Origin of the sequence: Pusillimonas sp. SM2304 (assembly GCF_031628915.1) — a bacterium.
Lineage (GTDB): Bacteria > Pseudomonadota > Gammaproteobacteria > Burkholderiales > Burkholderiaceae_B > Pusillimonas_C.
This window is the reverse complement of record NZ_JAVLUJ010000001.1, coordinates 103,856-123,173: the sequence shown is the minus strand read 5'-3', so window position 1 is coordinate 123,173 and position 19,318 is coordinate 103,856. Positions and strand designations below refer to the sequence as shown.

The following is a 19,318-nucleotide window of genomic DNA, read 5'->3' as shown; positions in this document are numbered from 1 at the left end:
ACTGACACCCGCTCCCGACCCTTTGCAGACCTTCGTGCGATCACCGGCTGAAAAGTCCTGCAACAGAGAAACAGAATTTCCGGTAAGGACGACCAAGGCGCCGTGCCCTTGTGGTTATGCCGGTTGCATCCGCCGTGCATACGCCCGGCACAAGCAATGGGCCATTTATGGTCGGGGGATTACCGTGGGCAAATGAGACGCTAATGCCGCGTGCAATTCTGAACGCTCATCTGACCTTAGTATTCGACCGATGAACTGCTCCAACGCTTTTTGTTGATAATTAAATTGTTTCGCCACCTCAGACAATAGGCCTTTGTTGTCGTAGTGGAGTAGAACCTGTTCGTAATCTTGATCTGCAATCGCAGCTGTTATTTTAGATTTTATATCGGCAAAAATCCCACGGGCATCAACCCTGGATACAGCGGCTTTGAGTTCGGAATCCAGGGCGGAAATATCAGTGCTCATTAGACCAATTTTCTTCATCTCCGCATCGACCCTACGTCTGGTATAGCGCAGACAGACCTGATCAATCTGCCGATTAGCCTGGCTGAAAACGAAAGTGCGCAGGGAATTGAGCTTCGCTTGGGCATCCCGTTCTTCAAATTTGAGTTCTTTCGCTATTGCGAGAAACACGCTTGGCAACAGAAGGAGGTTCTCGACCTCTGAGACCGGAAGTCGATAAACCCCATTCTGTGCAAGTTGAGTAGCCTCTTCATCAGTCCGCCCATCAGCATCAACAAGACCTGCGCACCCAACGTGGTGCAGCTCACGTCTGGCGACAAAGCTGGCAACGGTGTGAATCACATGTTCGCATGAGCCAACTGCTATCACGGTGAAACCATTATAGACTCGCCGATAGAGTGACGAGTCAAGACTGCCGCCATCTCCTTCAACGAAAAGGACAGGCCGGCGACTGCCTATAATCGTAGCAACTACATCATCTGGAATATCGGTATTTTCTGGAACGACCTCAATATCCCACGCCTCGTTCGGAGCTTTCTGATATGACCGAACCGCATATTTTGTTGCGGCATGGCGTGAACTCGCGAACTCCACATCGTGGGTTATATAAATGAATGCGCAATCAGGTCGAGCGGATTCGATTGCGTCCCATAACCGGCTTAAGACCGACTTATTGATGTGCAACTCTGGCTCATCAAATATAAGTAGGGTGTTTGGCTGTGCCTGCAATGATTGACCAATCAAATAGAAAATAACTCGCTCACCATCACTCATTTCTGAAGCGGCGTACTCCTGATGCTGGCTTTCAAGAGTTCTTGTCTTAATGTTTCCAGCAAGAAGCACAAGCTCCCGATGGGGCAAGATCGTTTCCCATATCTCCTTAAGCTTATCGAGCTTTGCTTTGGGTGGCGGTGCGGCGCTCGGCGCTTGTATCTGGCTCTGCCTATATGAGACCGACACATCGTTGTTTTCTGCATACAGAGCAGAAAGAAGATGACCGAAGTCGTTTAGTAAGGTAGTTTCTGGCTTGCCTTGCCAACGGCGACCGTCCTTGTGTTGGAAAGTGCCTTCGTCGTATCCAAATCGCAGGCGTTTAGATGCCACTTCAAGACTTGGTGGCACTACATTCGGATTGAGCGATAGAGAACGGTGCGCTGCTATGCGGTGAACTTCGACATGTGAGGCTGAAAGAGTCCTGTCAATGAAGACTCCGAGGCGCGTCTTCCCTGCACCATTGGCGCCGATGAACACAACACTGCTACCTCCTTTAACTTCAATGTTCAACGGCCCGGTAGGTGTTGGGGCTGAAAAATTAGTTGACAGTACCATGCGATCTTTCTCAATCCTTCTTATTAACGGTCTCTAAGTTGTTGCAGTCGTTTAGGCAACTGCTTTAGCGAGGAGTCGAATTTCCGCTCCTGGCCGGACAGCAACAATCCAGATGGGTGCGCTGTCCGATTGTAAGTAAATCTTACGTTTCTGTCTGCTCTGCGATTTCCAGCGCGTCGTCGACTTCTATGCCGAGGTATCGCACCGTGCTTTCTAACTTAGAATGTCCGAGAAGGAGCTGGACTGCCCGAAGGTTCTTCGTTCGCCGGTAGATCAGCGTCGCCTTGGTTCGACGCATGGTGTGCGTGCCGTACGTCGCGGGGTCTAAACCGATCGACACGACCCAACCCGCAACGATGCGTGCGTACTGTCGCGTAGAAAGGTGCGGCGACTTTGTTACCCTACTTGGAAATAGGTAGGCGTCTGAAGCGAGGCGTGCCAGATCAATCCAAGCAGCCACCGACTGCCGCGTCAGCTCGGTAATCTCGAATTGCACGGGTCGATGCGTCTTGCGCTGCATGACGATAGCGCGTGGGTAGATGCTCTTCCCTTGTGAAATGTCGCAAACGCGCAAACTGACTAAATCGCAGCCACGTAATTTGCTGTCGATGGCTAGGTTGAATAGCGCCAGATCCCGCACTTTTTCAGCTAGCTGGAGCCGTATGCGGATCGCCCAGATTTCTTTCAGCTTCAACGGAGCCTTTTGGCCAACGAGCCTCCCCTTGTTCCAAGGAAAGAACGGTTTTGCTTCATTGAGATCTGGTTTCATGGGGTTCTCCTTCGATAAAAGGAATCCCATTTTCACTAACAAAAAGGATAATTACGACCCACAGCAGCCCTATGTGCGGTCAGGGAGTACAGATCGAAAGCCGAGGCCATCGGTGGCTGAATCGCTTGGAATTCACACGGTGCATAAACGTTGATACGCTCGCCCGACGAGGGTTGTGCCGAACTCGCAGTTCAAACAGGTCATTCAATCCGTAACGGCGCTATGACCTTCAATGATTCATCACCGTCCAGGTAAATGCCAACGCAGGTGGCGAACTCTGGCCAAGTGGCCAGCCCATCTTCCAAAGACGTTATGGGTGAAACCACTTGGCCGAGGGCTTCTGCGAACCACTCGTGCACTCTGGCCTGGTTTGTCACTTCCCAAGTGAGCGAGGGAAGGAGAAGATGCAGCCGCTCTTGAAGTTCGGCATCCAGAGCTAGAGGCGCTTCGGCATCAAAGTACGCAACGTCCACGTCATCCACGTTCGAGGTCACTTGAAAGCCATGCAAGTTATCCCAAACCAAGGATCTGATGGCCCCTGCACCGATGCACCACGAGGGTAAACCAAGGCAGCGAACCGCCCGCAGCGCGGCCATCAGTTGCTCAGAGGATTCGACGAGGTCGCATAGTCGTTGCTCATAGCCTGCTCGAACTTTCGCCATCATTTTTCGCCGGAAACTGGAATCTCGGGTTGGTTGATATGAGGAAATAGCATATCCGGAATCATCGGCCGTCCGCTCCTGGCCAACAGCAGACGGCGGGTGCCTGCCTTCTTTCCTATATTTAGTTTCCCCAACAGACCCTCGCGGTCAAACCCATATCCGCACTGCCGCTTTGGCACGGTTAGCAGTGCGTCGCTTGGGCGCCAGCTCAAATTCCTAGTCCCGCAGTTCCCGACCGACCCTATCGTCGGCCCCAAGCTGATTAAAGTCGCCCGCAAGACCAGGTGCCACCAAACCCGGACATAAGCTCCTGGCGTAGCGCAGGCGCCCACTAGCAGCGCCCGCCATCTCACTCAGAATCAGATCAATCCCAGGCTGGCAAAGACACATCCTCTTGGCCCCGGTTGGCAGGCCGCGTTAGGATCGGTTGTCAACATCACCGCTGCGTAGCGGCCATTCCCGAATAGCCCGTCCATGCCGCTTTTTGACGCGCAAGCACTGCGCGACAGGCGTTGACATCGTTCACGTACGCAGGGCGCTTACGCGCCCACAGAACCGTTCAATTCATGAAACAATTCATCAAACTTCTATTTCTTGGCTTGGCGCTCATTATTTCCAAAGAGAGCTTTGCCTTGGCCTGCGGGGTTTCTAATAGCTCCGTGATTACAATGACGGCCCAGATTACCCCGACCGTGGCCGTTCCGCCGACGCTGCCCATCGGCAGCGTGATCTGGCGCTCGCCTAAGTACCTGCAGAAACTGAAATGCTGGCAAGATTATAGGCAGGGGCCAGAGTCGGTTTATCTTTATCTGAACATTACCGATCCGAATCAAACCCAGCTCGGGGGGCAAATCGAGATTGGCCTGAACTATGGGGGCAAAGACTATTTTTGTTCATCGCCCAGTATGCAAAGCGGCGGATTCTGCAGGATGGAGCTCCCGATACGATTCAATGGATGCAGCGACGACAATGGCTGTCCATACTGGGCCCAGGCTTTTGACATCAACTTCCAGTTTTTTATCGCGAAAAAGAGCGATGGCATGCCAGGGCAGGAAGGGTCGCTCCCCAATATGCCATCCTCCTATTTGGCGGTACAGTTCAATGGCGTGAACGGGGTCAATGCCAATCCGAACAAAAACTTCTCGGTCTATCTGGAGGGGTTCAACAATCTGCGTTATGTCGGATGCTCTTCAACGGTAGATGTGATCCCCCGCACCATCAATTTTGACCGGGTCGGTACTTTTTCTGCGCAGAGCGGAGCCACCATACAAGAGCTCCCGCTCTTGATCACGGCGGTCAAGGACTGCGCTGTTCCCTATGGCCTGGGCGGAAGTTTTTTGCCCGTATCAGGCACGCTGGCGGACGTCAACACGACCTTGGTTCCCGTCAACAACAATTCGGTGGGAATTCAAATTTTGAAAACAGAGGATGGCAAGCCGATTGTGTTCAACACTGAATTCCCGATCGCTCCGCTCAATAATCGAGACCTCTACGTAGAGAAAAACCTCACGGCCAAATTATTTTGGAGGTCGAATACCCCGGTGATTGGCGATTTCAATGCCAGTGTGAAGCTTGAGATCTATTACAAGTAAAGCTCGGGCTCATTCCACCGGGACGCCCGCCGCGGTCGTCCCGGAAGAAAGGCGGACTTGGTATCGGCGCATGTTTCCGGCATCCGTCACGTAGTGGTAGCGCGCCGCGCCAAGGGGCGACTTGCACCCGGTATCCGGTAGCGGGGCTTCGGAAAACGGAGCCACCATCAGGTGGTCCACGACCTGCCCGCAGGGTGTGTTGCCTTGATCCATCAGTTCAATATCGCTTAGCGTAATGAAATAGGGCGAGGCGTTTTCAATGATGGGATGCGCGTGGCTCGTTGGCAGGTTCCATTTCAGGCCGGCTATCGCCTGTTGAACGGTCTGCTCGAGTTTGGGGCGGAAAAACAACTTGAAATGGTGCAGCAGTGCAAGTTGCACGGTATCGGGGTCGCGCGGGGCCTGGGAAAGGTCCAGCACGCTAAGCAGCAGATAGCTTTCGCGATCGCCGGGAAAGCCGCTGCCTTCATAGAACACCTCGACAGCGCCCTGTTGGCCCGGCAAGATGACCTGCATCGGCTTGTTCAGGGCAAGAGGCATTTCATCCGTACGGCCATCCCCCCAGGCAAGGGACGACTGCGCAAGGGTCGGATGGCCGCCGCGATTGGAAATGACGATCGAAAGCCGTTTCGCGTCGGCCTCGAAAATGAAGCGATTCCGGCCATCGAACTCCAGTTCCGCGTGCGCGGGCCGCAACAAAATAATCATCGATAGCAATATCAGAAACCGGGCTAGCGTCAATAACCGGCGTGCTGTTTCTGGCACGTGCGCAATATCGGGCTGCGGCCCGTTTACGCCTGAAACGTGGATGTTCGAATTGGACTGCGGGGTACTCATCGTCATGGTGTTGTGGATTCCTGGTAGAAACGGGTAGGCCCGCCCCTACCAGCTATGCAACCGCGCCGCGGCCAACCCATCCGCAAGCACTTTACTCAGTATTCCCGCCGCCATAAATCAGATCGGTCTGATCTACGACCAGAATGCTTCCTTAAATGGCGGAAGCATTCATTCCTTGGTGTCCGGCTCATTCTTTTCACTGCGCATCCGCTAGCAAAAAGGCGGTAAGCGCGCATGGTCACTGCACGTACTGGCCGCTTGCCGGAGCAGCAAGTAAAGCCTTGGCCGGCGTGGCGATGCGTCATTGCGTCGTCCTTTTCCCCGTGGCAGAACTATCTGAGACCCATTATCAGAGTAATCGCCGGGCCGCAGCTCATTTATCCCATTACGCGATGCCACCGCCCAAAACTAAAGTAGAACAACTCGACTTGACGGCCCGGCATTCAGCTCAGGCCGGGTTCGGGTTCAACAGAGCTTTTAACTCAACTAGTGAGATTATTCATGAAGAATCGCATTGCTGCATCTGCAGCGACAGTCCTGGCCCTGGCGGCCGTTAACGTCATGGCTGCCCCTGGCGACATCATCGGAGGCGGCAATATCGAGTTCACGGGGAAGGTAAGCGCTGACACCTGCTACGTTCTGAACAAGGGCGGCGACGCCAAGACCATCCTGGTGAATATGGGTAACGTCAACACCGCGGACCTCGTCAATAGCACGGTGACCTCTCCCGCTCTGCCGCAAGGCGTGGATGCCGGTAGCGCCTCGTTCGACATCACGTGCAGCGCCGCCACTGGGGTGGTGATGAAGTTCGCCGCGCCGGCCTCCCAGCTTGTAACCGGCAACAAGATCTTGAAGATCAACAACGGCAGCACCGGCCCGAGCCTGGCCGGCGGCGTGGGTATCGCGGTCTATAAGGACCGTAGCTCGACCGATGCTTTCGACCTGTCGAACGGCGAGCTGTACTCCGGCACCCTGGCCGCAGGTCAAAAGGAACGCGTAGGGTTCGCTGCAGCCTATGTCAAGACCACCGGCGACCTTAAGGCGGGTGACGCCAACGCGACACTGCCGTTCACCATCATCACGCCGTAAATGATGCGTTAAAGCACGCCCCGGGCGGGCCCCAGTGGCCCGCCCCTTTTGTTTCAAGATTCGAATATATATATGCCACGAATTATTTCCTTCGTTATCGCTCTGGCAATGTCGATTACCGTCCAATCCGCATTCGCCGGTATCGCCTTGAATTCAACCCGGGTGATTATTGAAAACGGTAAGAAAGAAGCCTCATTTGGCGTCAGAAACATGGGTGACGACATCTTGATCCAGTCTTGGCTGGACGAAGAGGTTGATACCGGCACCGTCAAGCACTTCACCCTGACTCCGCAGCTTATTCGGGTCAAAGCCAATGGCGAGCAGATTGTCCGCCTGATGTACGAGGGCGTTGGCGCCCCGACGGACAAAGAAAGCATGTTCTGGCTAAACGTGCAAGAGATCCCTCAGCGGCACATGGGCGATTCAAGCATTCAGATCGCAGTCCTGCAGCGTATCAAGGTCTTCTACCGGCCCCCAGGGCTGCCGGGCAATTTGCCCAGTGCCATCCGCAATATCGAATGGACTTACGCCAACGGCAAAGTTCGAATCTACAACCCCAGCACCTATCACGTGACGCTGGTAGCCCTTGCCTCGAACGGAAAACTGCTTGAGAACGCCCTGGTCATCGCGCCGGGCCAGACCTATACGATCGCGGGAGCGTCCGCCAGAAACGCCGGTTCGACAAGTTCAATCACCTATTCGGCGGTCACCGATTTTGGTGGGCACGATCCTTACCGCGTGACGCTGAAAGGCGATCAGCCCGCCAAGGGGCGGTCCACCGAGTACGAGCACTAAGACGCCACGCTTGCCGCATTCCTTGCCCTCATTTTTTGCACGCTAACCCGGATGGTTGCCATGGTCGTAGTACCTTTTCGTCTGCGAACGCTTTTTCTATCCATCAGCTGCGCGGCCGCAGCGATGTCGGCTGACGCCAAGCCGGGCGAAGCGCCATCGGACAGCGCCCCGCGAATGCTCGCGCAGATGTTCGACCCCGCGCTGATACGCGGAGACGGCAATGTCGATTTCGGTCATCTTCTGGCTGGTGAAGGCGGGGCGATGTTGCCCGGCGTCTATCCCTTTGACGTCATACTTAATGGCGACGCAATGGGCAAGCGCGATATACAGATGATCAAGCAGGGTGGTGCACAGAAGGTGGCCGCCTGCATCACTGACGGCATGCTGGAGGATTTTGGCGTGCGCCGAAAGCAGCTCGATGAGCTGGCCTTGCGGCAGTCCGGCGATTGCCTGGATATCAGTTTGCTCGACAAGCGTGCCCGTGTTGAATACGACCCCGGCCAGATGCGCCTGATGATCACCATTCCGCAGGCTTACATGGTGGCGGGCAAGCGCGGCTATGTCGATCCAAGCCTGTGGGACTACGGCGTCAATGCCGGCTTCGTGAACTATCAGGCCAATATGCGAAGCGACACCTATTCCGGCCGCAGCAATAAATCGTATTATCTCGGCATGGTCAATGGCGTGAACCTGGGGGGATGGCGCCTGCGTAATGAATCGAACTTGACCAAGTCGGACATGATGTCCACCCAGTTCAAAAGCAACCGGACCTTTGTTCAGCACGACGTCACCGCGCTCAAGGGCCAGTTTTCCGCTGGCGAGATCTACAGCGGCTCGGACATCTTCGGCAGCGTGCGCTTCCGCGGGGTCCAGCTGTCATCCGACGAGGCCATGCTGGCCGACAGCGAGCGTGGCTACGCTCCCGTTGTGCGCGGGGTTGCAGAAACCAATGCAACCGTCGAAGTGCGCCAGAACGGATACCTGCTGACCAGCGCGCCGGTTTCACCCGGCCCTTTTGCGCTGCCCGAGATTTATCCCAACGGGTCCAACGGCGACCTGGAAGTGACCGTGATCGAGGCTGATGGCCGGCGGCGCACTTTCCGCCAGACCTACGCCAGCCTGCCGCTCATGGTCCGGCGCGGAACGTTGCGCTACAGCGCGGAACTTGGACAATACAAATCCACGAGCAGCGAATTGCCGACACCCACGTTCGGTTCTGCATCGCTGGTCTATGGCCTGACTGAAAACGTCTCGCTTGCGGGTGGGGCGCAGGTATCCTCTGACTATCAGGCCGTGAACGTCGGCCTTGGGGGCAATACGCCTATCGGTGCCGTTTCCGTCGACGTGACGCATTCGCGCAGTGTTGCCGCAGGCAAAACCAACCAGGGCCAGAGTGTGCGGGCGCTCTATTCCAAGACGCTCACCGAAACCAATACCACGTTTACCCTGGCAGCCTATCGGTACTCGACAGAGGGCTATCGCACGTTCGACAACCATGTGTATGACACGCGAAAGTCACGCACGGAGCAAGACCCGGCACGGGCGGGTTTTCTTTCCAAGTCGCGCCTGGATCTGACCGTGAACCAGCAGTTGGGGGACGCCGGACGGTATGGCAGCCTTTACCTGAACGGGAGCCAGGAACACTATTGGAACAAGCAGCGTTCAACCAGCGTCAGCGCGGGCTATGGCAATAATTGGGGGCGGGTTTCCTATAACATCAGCTATAGCAGGTCCGCGACGCGCAGTCCGGACGGCTTGTCCCGCAACGACAATATCATCATGCTGTCGTTATCCATCCCCCTTGGATCGGGCCGCAATACGCCGAGCCTGTATTTGTCCGGCATGCGCGCGAAGGAAGGGACCTCGAGTACGGCAAGTGTTAACGGCTATGTCCCCGGCAGCGAGTACACCAGCTATTCCCTCCAGGGCGCGCGCAGCCAGAACGGCGATAAATCGGGCGCCATCAGCCTTACCAGCGACCTTCCCCTGGCTCGTGTCGGCGGCAACTATAGCAACGGCACTGGCTACCATTCCTACGGCGTGAACGCCTCTGGCGCCATCGTCGGCCACGCCGGCGGCGTCAACTTGTCTCGCGAGGTCGGAGACAGCTTTGCGCTGGTGCATGTGGACGGCGTCAAGGGCGTAGGCGTGGGCAATAACCTGCCCAAGACCGGTTACAACGCCTATACCATCTACCCCTACACCCAGCCGTATCGGGTCAATACCGTGCGCCTGGACGCCGAGACCCTGGGCGCCGACACCGAGATCGAAACGCTGACACAATCTGTCGTGCCCAGAAGAGGAGCCATTGTTGCGACCCGTTTCAAGGGGTATTCGGGCCGCCGTGTGCAAATGCGCTTCAACTGGGCCCAGGGCAAGCTGCCAATCGGCGCGGCGGTCGAAGACGAAGAGGGCCGCCAGGTCGGCCTGGTCGACAACAATGGACAGGCGCTGCTGCTGCTTCGCAACGACAGCGGCCGGCTCAAGGTGCGCTGGCAAGACGCTAGCTGCGAAGTCTCGTACCAACTTCCTGAGCGCGACCCGGCCCGGTACTACGACAGAACATCAGAAACCTGCCAATGATCCGGTAGGCCGCCGGCGCCGCAAACGCATCATTCGGCGGTGCCGGACGCCGTATTCTTCGCCGCATATTTCGTATAATGGCAGCGGAAAAGGAGCATGCGGCCGCAGTGGATCCATCATCGGAGGTACTAATGTAATGGCACAGCGCATCGTCATTGTTGATGATCATCCCTTGGTAAGGTTGGCTGTGCGCGTAGTCCTCGAACGGGAAGGCTATGAAGTCGTCGCCGAATGCCAAACCGGCGCCGATTGCCTTCAGGCGGTTCGCAACTTGAAGCCTGATCTGGTGATCCTGGATCTGGGCATCCCCAAGCTGGATGGTTTCTCTGTGATCAGCCGGCTTCGCAGTGCCAAACTCGCGGTCAGCATCTTGGTCCTGACTTCCAGCGACGCCCGCAACTACGGAATGCGCTGCCTGCAGGCGGGCGCATCCGGCTTTCTTTGTAAAGACGAAAAACTCGACGAATTGGCCGACGCCGTGAAGGCTGTCCTGGCCGGGTATACCTATTTCCCCCGGGTCGTCGTTGATATTTTGGCCGAACAAGGCCTGACCTCCAAGGCTGCGGACCCCGAAAAAGCCTCCGCGTCCGAGCTGGCCAGCCTGACCGACCGCGAGATGACGATTCTGGGCTTGTTGGCCAAAGGCATGAACAACCAGGAAATTGCCGAAGTCCTGATGCTTAGCCACAAAACCGTCAGCACCTACAAAATCCGGCTGATGGGCAAGCTCAATCTTCCGAACATGGTTGCCCTGGTCAAGCTCGCCGAACGCAACGGGATCGCGACGTCTTAAGCGAGCGGTACCCTGCCGGAGGGCGCTGAATCTGATGCGTCTCCACTTTCCGACAACATCTTGCCTATAGAGATTATTCCTACTCCGTTTCGGATTAATCCACTTTCCCCGGCCTTCTAAAGCACACTAAGCTTTGGCCGATGAATTCGCCGAACCCCCAATCCCTGCCAAGCAGTTTTCTATTGAGCTGTGCCAAGGGAATGTCACCCAAGCGCTACCGTATTCTGGTCGTAGAAGACCATCCGTTCCTGCTCGCGAGCACGATGGCCGCATTGCAGTCTTCCGGATGTCACGTGGTCGATGGCGCCAAGGATGGTGGCGAAGCGCTGCGTCTTCTGTCTGAGCAGCCCTATGATCTTGTCATCAGCGATCTGCACATGCCCGAAATGGACGGTGTCCAGTTGATCGAGCGTTTTCCTGTCCAGCGCAGGATCAGCCCTGCTCTGGCCATTGTCAGCGGCGACTCGATCCAGATCTCGTCCGGCGCCTGCCAGGCGGCAAAGGCCCGTGGTCTGCCGGTGCTGGGCGCCTACCCCAAACCTTTCTCGAAAGATACGGCCGACGCGCTGCTGCGGGCGCTCGACAAGCATACGGCCATGCCCTTTGCCGGGCAGCCGCTGGCGCATCGCAGCCCGGCCGACATGCTGGTCAAGGCGCTGGAGAACCAGGAAATTCAAGCGTGGCATCAACCCAAGTATTGCCTGTCCGGGCAGCGCATTGTGGGCGTTGAAGCGCTGGCGCGCTGGGTTCACCCCCAGTTGGGCCTCCTGCTGCCCCAGGCATTCATGCCGGATATAGAGCGCGAAGGGCTGTATGAGCGGTTGCTGTGGGCCATGCTCAGGCAATCCATTGCTGCGCAGTACTACTGGAAGTCGCTCGGGCACGAGATCACCGTCTCGGTCAATCTGCACACGCGCCTGCTGGACGATCTCAGCCTGCCCGGAAGGCTGCACAAGTTCGTCATGGATCTGGGGGCGAAACCGTCCTCCATCTGTTTCGAGTTGACCGAGAACAGCACCACCACCGAGGCGTCCAGCTACTACAGCGGGGCGTCGCGCCTGCGCATGATGGGGTTCGGCCTTTCGCAGGACGATTTCAGCACAGGCTACAGTTCCTTTTACCGTCTGGTCGCCACCCCGTTCACGGAATTAAAGGTTGATCGCAGCATGGTGCAGAGTTCAATCGGGCATGACGCGTTTCGCACGGCGCTGACCAGTCTGATACGGCTCGGGAAAGATCTGGGGCTGAGCGTCGTTGCTGAGGGCGTGGAAACCCATGAGGAATTGACGCTGCTGCGGTCTTTGGGTTGCGACATGATTCAGGGGTTTCTAATATCGCCCGCCGTAGATGCGCGTGCGCTGGGCGAGCTGCTTGATCCTAAAAATTCGCCCCGCCTGTAGCTGCCGACCCAAAGACCTTGCAACGATGCTCTCGCCGAGCCGCTCTAGAGGCAATGGGCCGCACGCTGTCCAGCCGTTGATGCACGCTTGCGGGTCATTGCTTGGCCGATTTGTCCATCAATACAAAGGCGATGCCGCCCAGGATGGCGGCGGACGCGATGGCAAGCCGGGGCGTAACGGATTCCGCGACAAACAGGACTCCCCCGATGGTCGCGATCAAGGGCACCGATAGCTGCATGGTGGCAGCGCGCATGGCCGATAGTTTGGGCAGGGCGGCGTACCAGATCACGTAGCCCAAGCCGGAAGTCAGCGCCCCGGATGCCAGGGCCAGCCCGATGCCTGTTGCGGTGACCTGCGCGCTGGCCGCCAGCGCGACGCTCAAGGCCAGTGCAAAGGGCGTCGCCAGCGCGAAATTCCTTGCGGTGGCGGCCAAGGGGTTGGCTGCGTGACGGCCGCGCAGCGAGTACGCGCCCCAGGCAATGCCGGCGATGGCCATCATGCCTGCGTCAAGCAGGGGCGGCGCTGTCACGCCGGGCGACAGAAGATAAACCAGTCCGCCTAGGGCTAAGGCAAGCCCCAGCCACCCTGCGGCGCCGAATCTTTCCCCGGACCAGAGCCCGCACGCGATCATTGTCAATTGAACGGCGCCGAACAGGATCAGCGCGCCTGTGCCCGTGGACAGGGCAAGATAGGCGAACGAGAAGCAGGCGACGTAGGCAAACAGCATGAGCGCGGCCGGCCAGTCTGTTCCCGCTGCGGCGCGCGGCGCCGGCTGAAGCCGGATAAGAAGATTCAGGATCAGCGCTCCGGACAGGAGTCTGATCGATCCGAAACTGGCCGGGTCGATGGCGCCGTGATCCAGTGCAAGCCGGCATAACACGGAATTGGCCGCGAATGCCAGCATGGCTGTTGCGGACAGCAGCAGGGTCTGCATCCGGACTAGATTCCTTGGGTGTGGCCAATGGCCCGCGCCAGGGCTGTGACGTCTTCTTCCTTGTCGAAAGAGAACAGCCGCTCAAGCAGGCTGGCGCAAGCATCCGCGCTGGTCACAGGCGCCACCAAAGTGGAAAATTTGGCGCGCAACCTTTGTTCTTCTTTGTCAAGGTCCGCTTCCGGTGTGCCGGCGTCTTTGCGGGAAACGAAGGAGAGGCCTTGATGGGTGGTGACCGATACCTCTGCTTCCATCATGTCGACCTCGTCCGTAAAAATAATCTGCGCCAGGTCGCGTAGCGCGATGACGGTTTGATTGCCAAGGCGTTCTGGCGTGTACGCTTGTATATCGCCCGTGTTGTATTTCATGGCGGCGAAAGCAGTGTTCAGGCGCAAGCTGAATTTCGCTTCGGCGGCATCGCGCGGCGCGGCGATATTGCACATGTTGCGGCTGCCGGGGTGGGCCTTTACCGTGATGCTGGCGATGTCGGCGGCGGAAAGCTGCTGCGATTCGACGATTTCCCGCATGCAGTCTATGGCCGCATGGGTACCATAGCAGGAAGCATGGTACTTGAACAGGCGTGACAGCATATGCAGCCCGCCCGCCGGTTCTGCGAAGGCCGCGTGGATATCGGGTGCCGGGCTGAGCGTCCGGGCGTAGCCTTGCGCGGCTTCCAATGTGTCCGGGTTGGCCTGGAATCCCTTGGCTGCCAGGTTTGCCGCCATGAGGCCGTTGCGCGCAGCCAGCCCCGCATGCAGCGGTTTCAGATCGGAACCGAACACGGACTTGAGCCCGCTGGCCTGCGTCGCCGCAATGCCCAGCGCCGATACCGCCGTGGGGGCGTCCAGGCCCAGCAGCCGGGCGCAGCCCGCCCCGGCGCCGATGACCCCGACGGTGGCTGTGGCATGATAGCCGCGTTCGTAATGGCCATTGCCCAGCCACCTGCCCACGCGGCAGGCGACTTCGTATCCTGCTGCAAAAGCGCTGAGCACTTCGCGGCCTGTGCTTCGGCGAGCCTCGGCAAGCGGCAGCAAGGCTGAAAAGACGACGGCGGTCGGATGGCCGGTGATGGCCAGGTTGACGTCGTCATAATCCAGCATGTGCGACGCGGTGCCATTGATGAGGGCGGCGGGATACAGCCCGGAACGGTGTGGAGTGCCGGCAAGGGTGGCAAGGGGGTGGCCGCCTTCGCTGAGCACATCGTCGACCACGCTGCGCATGGCCGGGTCGCGCGCGCCGGCGATCGTGACCGCGTACCAGTCCACGATGCAGTGCAAGGCGATACGGCGGGCCGCCGCCGGCAGGCCGGAATAATCGACGTGGGTGGCGTACCGGGCGAGTGAGCAGGTTGCGCGCCCGTCATCGGGAAGTAAAGGGGGACGGGACACGATAGGCCTCTTTGACTGCGCTGGCGCGCCTTATTGATGGATCAATTACCCGGTTCGATACCGGCTTTCCGCATGATTTCGCCGTATCGCGGCAGTTCCTTCGCGACAAGTTCCGAAAACTCCGCGCTGGACATGCCCGATACGTCGGTGCCGAGGTCGAACAGGCGCTTCTTGACATCGGGCGTCTGCAGGATAGCCTGGACGTCGGTCTCGATTTTTGCGATGACGTCTTCCGGTGTGCCGGCCGGCGCAAGCAGGCCTATCCACGCCGCCATCTCATAGTCTTTGAGGCCGGCCTGCTGCATCGTCGGGATATCGGGCAGCGACGATGAGCGCTGAGTCGTCGTCACGGCCAGGGCGCGCAGCTTGCCCGCCTTGATGTGCGGCAAAGAAAGCGCGACGGTGTCGAACATGATGTCCACCTGTCCGCCCAGCAGGTCCATGACAGCTGGAGACGCGCCCTTGTAGGGAATGTGCGTCATTTCCACGCCCGCGAGCGACTGGAACAATTCCCCGGCCAGATGTATGGAGCTGCCGGTGCCGGAAGAAGCATATGTATATTTGCCCGGATCTTTTTTCAGCAGGGCAATCAACTCGGGGACCGATTTCGCGGGGACCGACGGGTTGACTTCCAGCACATTGGGCGCCCACGCCAGCAGGGTGATCGGCGTGAAGTCTTTGATCGGGTCCCAGGTCTTGTTTTTGAAAAGGTTGGGCCCCATGGTATGGCTGCTGGTTGTGCCGACCAGCATGGTATAGCCGTCCGGTTTGGAGCGGGCGACGTAGTTCGAGCCGATACTGCCTGTGGCGCCGGCGCGATTTTCCACCACCACAGGCTGGCCCCACTTCTCGGTGAGCTTGTCTGCCAGCGTGCGCGCAATCGTATCGGTGGCGGCGCCCGGCGGGAAGGGCACGATCAGGCTGACCGGCTTGTCTGGAAATGATTGGGCCAGGCAAGCGCCGCTGAAGAATACGGTACATAGGCCAATTGATAATCGGCGGGAAATTGTTGGGAATCTGATATGCATTGTTTCTCCTCGGGGGTTGTGTGGCTCAGCTTCTGCTTAATGTGCGGCTGATTTCGTTGGCCATGATCATCAGGCCTTCATCGAAACCCATGCCGGGTTTGGTGAACATTCTCCAGGCGCCGAACGCCAGGGCGACGTGAACGGAGGCGCGGGCGGAAATATCGGTTTCATTGCAACTGCCGCCAAGATAGGCAAGCACATCATGCCTGCGGCACGCCTGTATGGCGTCGATGCTGGAAAGCAGCGAGCCGTTGTCGGGCATCTTTATCTGGATCGCGTGGGCGGCCTGGGCTGCCGCGAACGCGGCGGCGCTGCCGGGCCCGTTGGCCCATTCATCGGCGATCAGCCTTGCGGCCGGCAGGCGGTCTTCGATTTTTTCGTAGAGCGAGCGCATGCGGTCCCGCGCTTCCTCTGGCCCGTGCGACAGCATGGGGTCTTCGAAATAGACGGTATACCCCTTTGCCTGCTCGCATACCTGCGCCAGGTATTGCAGAACGCGCTCCTCGTCGTTCCCGTACATGCGCCCAAGGGAGGAATGGAAGTCGAAGTGCAGATCGGGCTTGTAGCCGTCGGCCCCCCACTTGTCGATGCGGCGGGTGATCCATGCGGCATACGAAGGCAGGCGCTCGCATTCCGCAGGGGTCTGGATGGCGGATTGTGGAAACATGGCCACGCCCCGCATGATGGCTTTGTCGACATTGGCTTCCCACGCGCCCCCGCAGGATCCCGCAAAGCCCGGCACGGTACCGGGGCGGGGCAGGGAGAATTCATGGCGCAAGACCTCGGCCAGCGTGCTGCGCTTCGTCAGCGCAGCGGCATTGAGCAGCGCCTGGGAAGCCCCGTACTTGACGGGAAGTTCCAGGCGCGCGGGCAGATCCAGCTGATCGAGCGCCTGGGCGGCATCCGTGAACCCCTGGAAAGACCGGCCAACCAGCACGCCGGCCAGCGCCGCCTGTATGGATTCGGCATCGCCGTCCTTCAGGGGCAGCGGCCGCCCGGCGTAGCCGGCGTTGGCGACGGTAACGCAGTCGCCATAGGCAAATTGGCTATCATCGATTTCGATGGAAATGAGGTAGGCGCGGCTCGGTGAGCGAACCGATGGAAAGTCCGGCGAACTGGTCGGGGCGTCGAAGAAGAAGCCATCGGGGGCGGCGCCGGCCTGCACGGCGGCCTGGTCGTGGATCCAGTACCCCCCCATGCCGCAGTCGACGGTTACTTTCTTGATGTTGATGTGTTTGGGCTGTTTCCCGGCCTTGGACATGCTGCTCCTTGATATCTGCTACGCTATTTGTTTTCAAGTGGAAGACTAGTTGACTATGCAACCTAAGTCAAGCGCTTCTGACGCGACCATGCCGGTTTACCTGCAGATCAGAAACAGTGTCCGTGATGCGATTGCCAGCGGATCGCTGGCCAGCGGCGACCTCGTGCCGTCCGAAACCGTGTTGGCCAAGCAGTTCGGAACGACCCGGGCGACCGTCGTTCATGCCATGCAACAGCTTGTTTTTGAAGGTCTTGTAGAACGCAAGCGCGGGATAGGCACGTTCGTCGCTGGCCGCGCCTTGCACACGACGCTGGATACACGCCGGGTCGGATACTTCGAGCAGGACATGAGCGAAGACGGCGAAAACGTCTCGTATAAGCTCGTTCACTTCGGCGCATCGGCCGTAGAAGGCCATGTGCGGGAACGATTGGAGATAGGCGCAAGCGAGGCGGTATTCAGCCTGCAGCGGCTGCGCCTTTTGTCTGGAAGGCCTATCGCTTTGGAGTTGCGCTATATGCCGGCGTCGGTCGGCAAGCGTTTATCCGAGGAATTGCTTTCGCGCTATTCCGTCCAGGCATTGCTGAATCAACATAGCGACACCGCCATCCATAAGTTCGTCAATACGGTCAGGGTTGCGCTCGTTCCGCAAAATGCGGCAAAACACCTGAAAATAGAGCGCGGCCGCCCTGTGCTGGTTCGATCGCATACCTTCCTGAACAGCGGGGGCAGGCCCTTGCTTTGGGGCGAAACGCTGTACCGGGAAGAGTACAAGATCGAATATGTGCTGGACGCTGCGAGCCAGCCGGCTTGAGTCGGTCAATGCCCCGGGGGCGGCCGGGAGTGCTTTAGCGCAAGCTATTGTGCAGGGCTCCCCGCGGCTTGGGCATTGAAGGGGTAGATTGTGTCGACCGGCACGTGGCGATACGGCAGCAGAGTCAGGTCCGCCGGGCCCCAGTCGGGGGTGTCGATGATCAGGATATCGGCGCTCACCGGCTCAAAGAAGGCACGGAAATGGGTTTTCGAGCGCAAGACAATATAGTCGAACTCGTCCAGCGACCGGCCAAACTGGCGCAGGCAGTCGTCATCGACCGCCGTGCTGGGCAAAGAGGTCAGGGAGACCATGGCTTTGCCTGTATCGATGACGGCCACATTTCCCAACTGAACGATACGGCCGGTGTAATAGGGCCCGGTGGCCCGGTATGAAACAGGCCCCGCGTGCACAAGCTTCCCGGCCAGGGTCACGGGCCCGCCAGCGCGGCCGCTGCTATGGCCGCCCACCTTGAGTTCTACGTGCGACCCCACGTCCGCCTTCATGGCTTCGGCCACCGCGTAAGGGTCCCAAAGCAAAGGAACGGCGACCTTGGGCAAGTCTTGCTCCAGTACGGCGCGCAAGAGATATGTGGAGTCATGCATTCTGTCGGCATGCTCAAGCAGCACGATGGGCCGGCGGCCCGCGGCAAGCTGTTGCTTGGCCTTTTCAATACCGTCTTCGACTGAATACACCAGTTCGCGGTGGCTCAGGGCTTCACGTTGCTGCCAGATCTGTGTGGAAAACTGTTCAGTGATCTTTTGGGCCGCGGCGGCGTCGCGATCCGTGATCGCCACGACGGAGAAGCCGCAATTCGGCACGTCCGCATAGGAAAAGCCGGCGAAGACTGAGACATCCAGGTAGCCGTCGTATTTTTCCGCCATGTCGATCGATGCCAGGACGATGGACTTGAGCGGCTCCATGCCGGTGGCGCTGAATATGCTGGGCACCATCACGTCGGGCTTGATCAGCACGCTGACCGGATTGATTTCCCCGCGCAGCGTCCGGAACAGGCAGTCGGCGGCGCGTTCGCCCGTCTTTCCCATATCGGTGTGCGGCGAGAAGTGGTAGCCGAAGACCGCCGATGCCTGGGCGATTGTCTGGGCATCCAGGTTGGCGTGGTAATCGAGCGCCACCATCACGGGCACGTCAGGGCCGACGGTCGCCCGCACGCGTTCCAGTGTTTCGCGATCTGCATCCAGCCGTGTTGGCGTGACCATGGCGCCGTGCAGATCGAGCAGCACGCCGTCGAGCGGGGCTGCCTGCTTCAGGCCTTCGATAAGCCGCCCCACATAATGGTCGTAAGCCTCGTCGCTGATCGGGCCCGCAGCGCCGCCGCTTGTGTAGAACAAGGGAACGATATCCGCTTGCTCGCGTTCGCAAACGTCGATAATGCCGCCAAGCCCCGTGTTGGAGCCCCGAAGCGTTTTGATCAGCTCTGGCCCGGCGAGCTCGACGGCCTGAAATTGCTCAAGTGTGGTGAGTTCTTCGATGAAGGTGACCGATTCCTGCAGGAAACCGGCGATAGCGATGCGATATTGTTTATTGCCTTGAGGGGTGTTCATACTTCAGATTCCTTTTCCGTATTTTG

General features: G+C 58.5%; 17 protein-coding genes. 7 read left to right on the top strand and 10 right to left on the bottom strand.

Annotation, left to right across the window (positions count from 1 at the left end):
• Positions 1-165: 165 nt before the first annotated feature.
• The 4 genes from RE432_RS00535 to RE432_RS00520 form a co-directional block, all read right to left on the bottom strand.
• Positions 166-1,791, bottom strand: coding sequence for a DUF4435 domain-containing protein (locus RE432_RS00535; RefSeq protein WP_310931267.1), 1,626 nt, complete (start codon positions 1,789-1,791; stop codon positions 166-168).
• A gap of 142 nt (positions 1,792-1,933) precedes the next feature.
• Positions 1,934-2,560 (bottom strand): tyrosine-type recombinase/integrase, encoded by a 627-nt coding sequence (locus tag RE432_RS00530; RefSeq protein ID WP_310931266.1) that lies wholly within the window; start codon positions 2,558-2,560, stop codon positions 1,934-1,936.
• 79 nt (positions 2,561-2,639) lie between these two features.
• Positions 2,640-2,768 (bottom strand): nucleotidyltransferase family protein, encoded by a 129-nt coding sequence (locus RE432_RS00525; RefSeq protein ID WP_310931265.1) that lies wholly within the window; start codon positions 2,766-2,768, stop codon positions 2,640-2,642.
• Complete coding sequence (locus RE432_RS00520) at positions 2,761-3,225, bottom strand: nucleotidyltransferase family protein (RefSeq protein ID WP_310931264.1); 465 nt, start codon at positions 3,223-3,225, stop codon at positions 2,761-2,763. Before RE432_RS00520 ends, RE432_RS00525 begins: the two co-directional genes overlap by 8 nt.
• 563 nt (positions 3,226-3,788) lie before the next feature.
• Here RE432_RS00520 and RE432_RS00515 point away from each other — a divergent pair.
• On the top strand, positions 3,789-4,814 hold the full coding sequence (locus RE432_RS00515; protein ID WP_310931263.1) for a fimbrial protein: 1,026 nt from the start codon (positions 3,789-3,791) through the stop codon (positions 4,812-4,814).
• Between the two features lie 9 nt (positions 4,815-4,823).
• Here the strand turns inward: RE432_RS00515 and RE432_RS00510 are convergent, their stop codons facing one another.
• The gene (locus tag RE432_RS00510) at positions 4,824-5,657 is read right to left on the bottom strand and encodes a molecular chaperone (RefSeq protein WP_310931262.1); all 834 of its coding nucleotides are present in this window, start codon (positions 5,655-5,657) and stop codon (positions 4,824-4,826) included.
• A gap of 495 nt (positions 5,658-6,152) precedes the next feature.
• Here RE432_RS00510 and RE432_RS00505 point away from each other — a divergent pair, with 495 nt between their 5' ends.
• From RE432_RS00505 to RE432_RS00485, 5 genes are all read left to right on the top strand, one after another.
• Entirely contained in the window at positions 6,153-6,740 is a 588-nt protein-coding gene (locus RE432_RS00505; protein ID WP_310931261.1) for a fimbrial protein, read from the top strand.
• 72 nt (positions 6,741-6,812) lie between these two features.
• Complete coding sequence (locus RE432_RS00500; protein ID WP_310931260.1) at positions 6,813-7,535, top strand: molecular chaperone; 723 nt, start codon at positions 6,813-6,815, stop codon at positions 7,533-7,535.
• Positions 7,536-7,595: 60 nt separating this feature from the next.
• On the top strand, positions 7,596-10,118 hold the full coding sequence (locus tag RE432_RS00495; protein WP_310931259.1) for a fimbria/pilus outer membrane usher protein: 2,523 nt from the start codon (positions 7,596-7,598) through the stop codon (positions 10,116-10,118).
• Positions 10,119-10,254: 136 nt separating this feature from the next.
• Positions 10,255-10,911 carry a response regulator transcription factor gene (locus RE432_RS00490; RefSeq protein ID WP_310931258.1) on the top strand — a complete coding sequence of 219 codons (657 nt, stop codon included), beginning with the start codon at positions 10,255-10,257 and terminating at the stop codon, positions 10,909-10,911.
• A 200-nt stretch (positions 10,912-11,111) separates the two neighbouring features.
• A complete protein-coding gene (locus tag RE432_RS00485; protein ID WP_310931257.1) occupies positions 11,112-12,311 on the top strand; it encodes an EAL domain-containing protein in 1,200 nt (399 codons plus the stop codon).
• 94 nt (positions 12,312-12,405) lie between these two features.
• Here RE432_RS00485 and RE432_RS00480 read toward each other — a convergent pair whose 3' ends face one another.
• Genes RE432_RS00480 through RE432_RS00465 form a run of 4 tightly spaced genes read right to left on the bottom strand, consistent with a single transcriptional unit; the run spans position 12,406 to position 16,919 of the window.
• Entirely contained in the window at positions 12,406-13,245 is an 840-nt protein-coding gene (locus RE432_RS00480) for a DMT family transporter (protein ID WP_310931256.1), read from the bottom strand.
• A 5-nt stretch (positions 13,246-13,250) separates the two neighbouring features.
• A complete protein-coding gene (locus RE432_RS00475) occupies positions 13,251-14,630 on the bottom strand; it encodes an MmgE/PrpD family protein (RefSeq protein WP_310931255.1) in 1,380 nt (459 codons plus the stop codon).
• 41 nt (positions 14,631-14,671) lie between these two features.
• Positions 14,672-15,658, bottom strand: coding sequence for a tripartite tricarboxylate transporter substrate binding protein (locus RE432_RS00470; protein WP_310931254.1), 987 nt, complete (start codon positions 15,656-15,658; stop codon positions 14,672-14,674).
• Between the two features lie 25 nt (positions 15,659-15,683).
• Positions 15,684-16,919 carry a methylaspartate ammonia-lyase gene (locus RE432_RS00465; protein WP_310931253.1) on the bottom strand — a complete coding sequence of 412 codons (1,236 nt, stop codon included), beginning with the start codon at positions 16,917-16,919 and terminating at the stop codon, positions 15,684-15,686.
• A gap of 55 nt (positions 16,920-16,974) precedes the next feature.
• On the opposite strand from RE432_RS00465, the gene RE432_RS00460 reads away from it, so the two are divergent.
• Positions 16,975-17,730, top strand: coding sequence for a GntR family transcriptional regulator (locus RE432_RS00460; protein WP_310931252.1), 756 nt, complete (start codon positions 16,975-16,977; stop codon positions 17,728-17,730).
• Positions 17,731-17,774: 44 nt separating this feature from the next.
• On the opposite strand, the gene RE432_RS00455 is transcribed toward RE432_RS00460, so the two are convergent.
• Positions 17,775-19,292 (bottom strand): M81 family metallopeptidase, encoded by a 1,518-nt coding sequence (locus tag RE432_RS00455; protein ID WP_310931251.1) that lies wholly within the window; start codon positions 19,290-19,292, stop codon positions 17,775-17,777.
• Positions 19,293-19,318 lie beyond the last annotated feature (26 nt).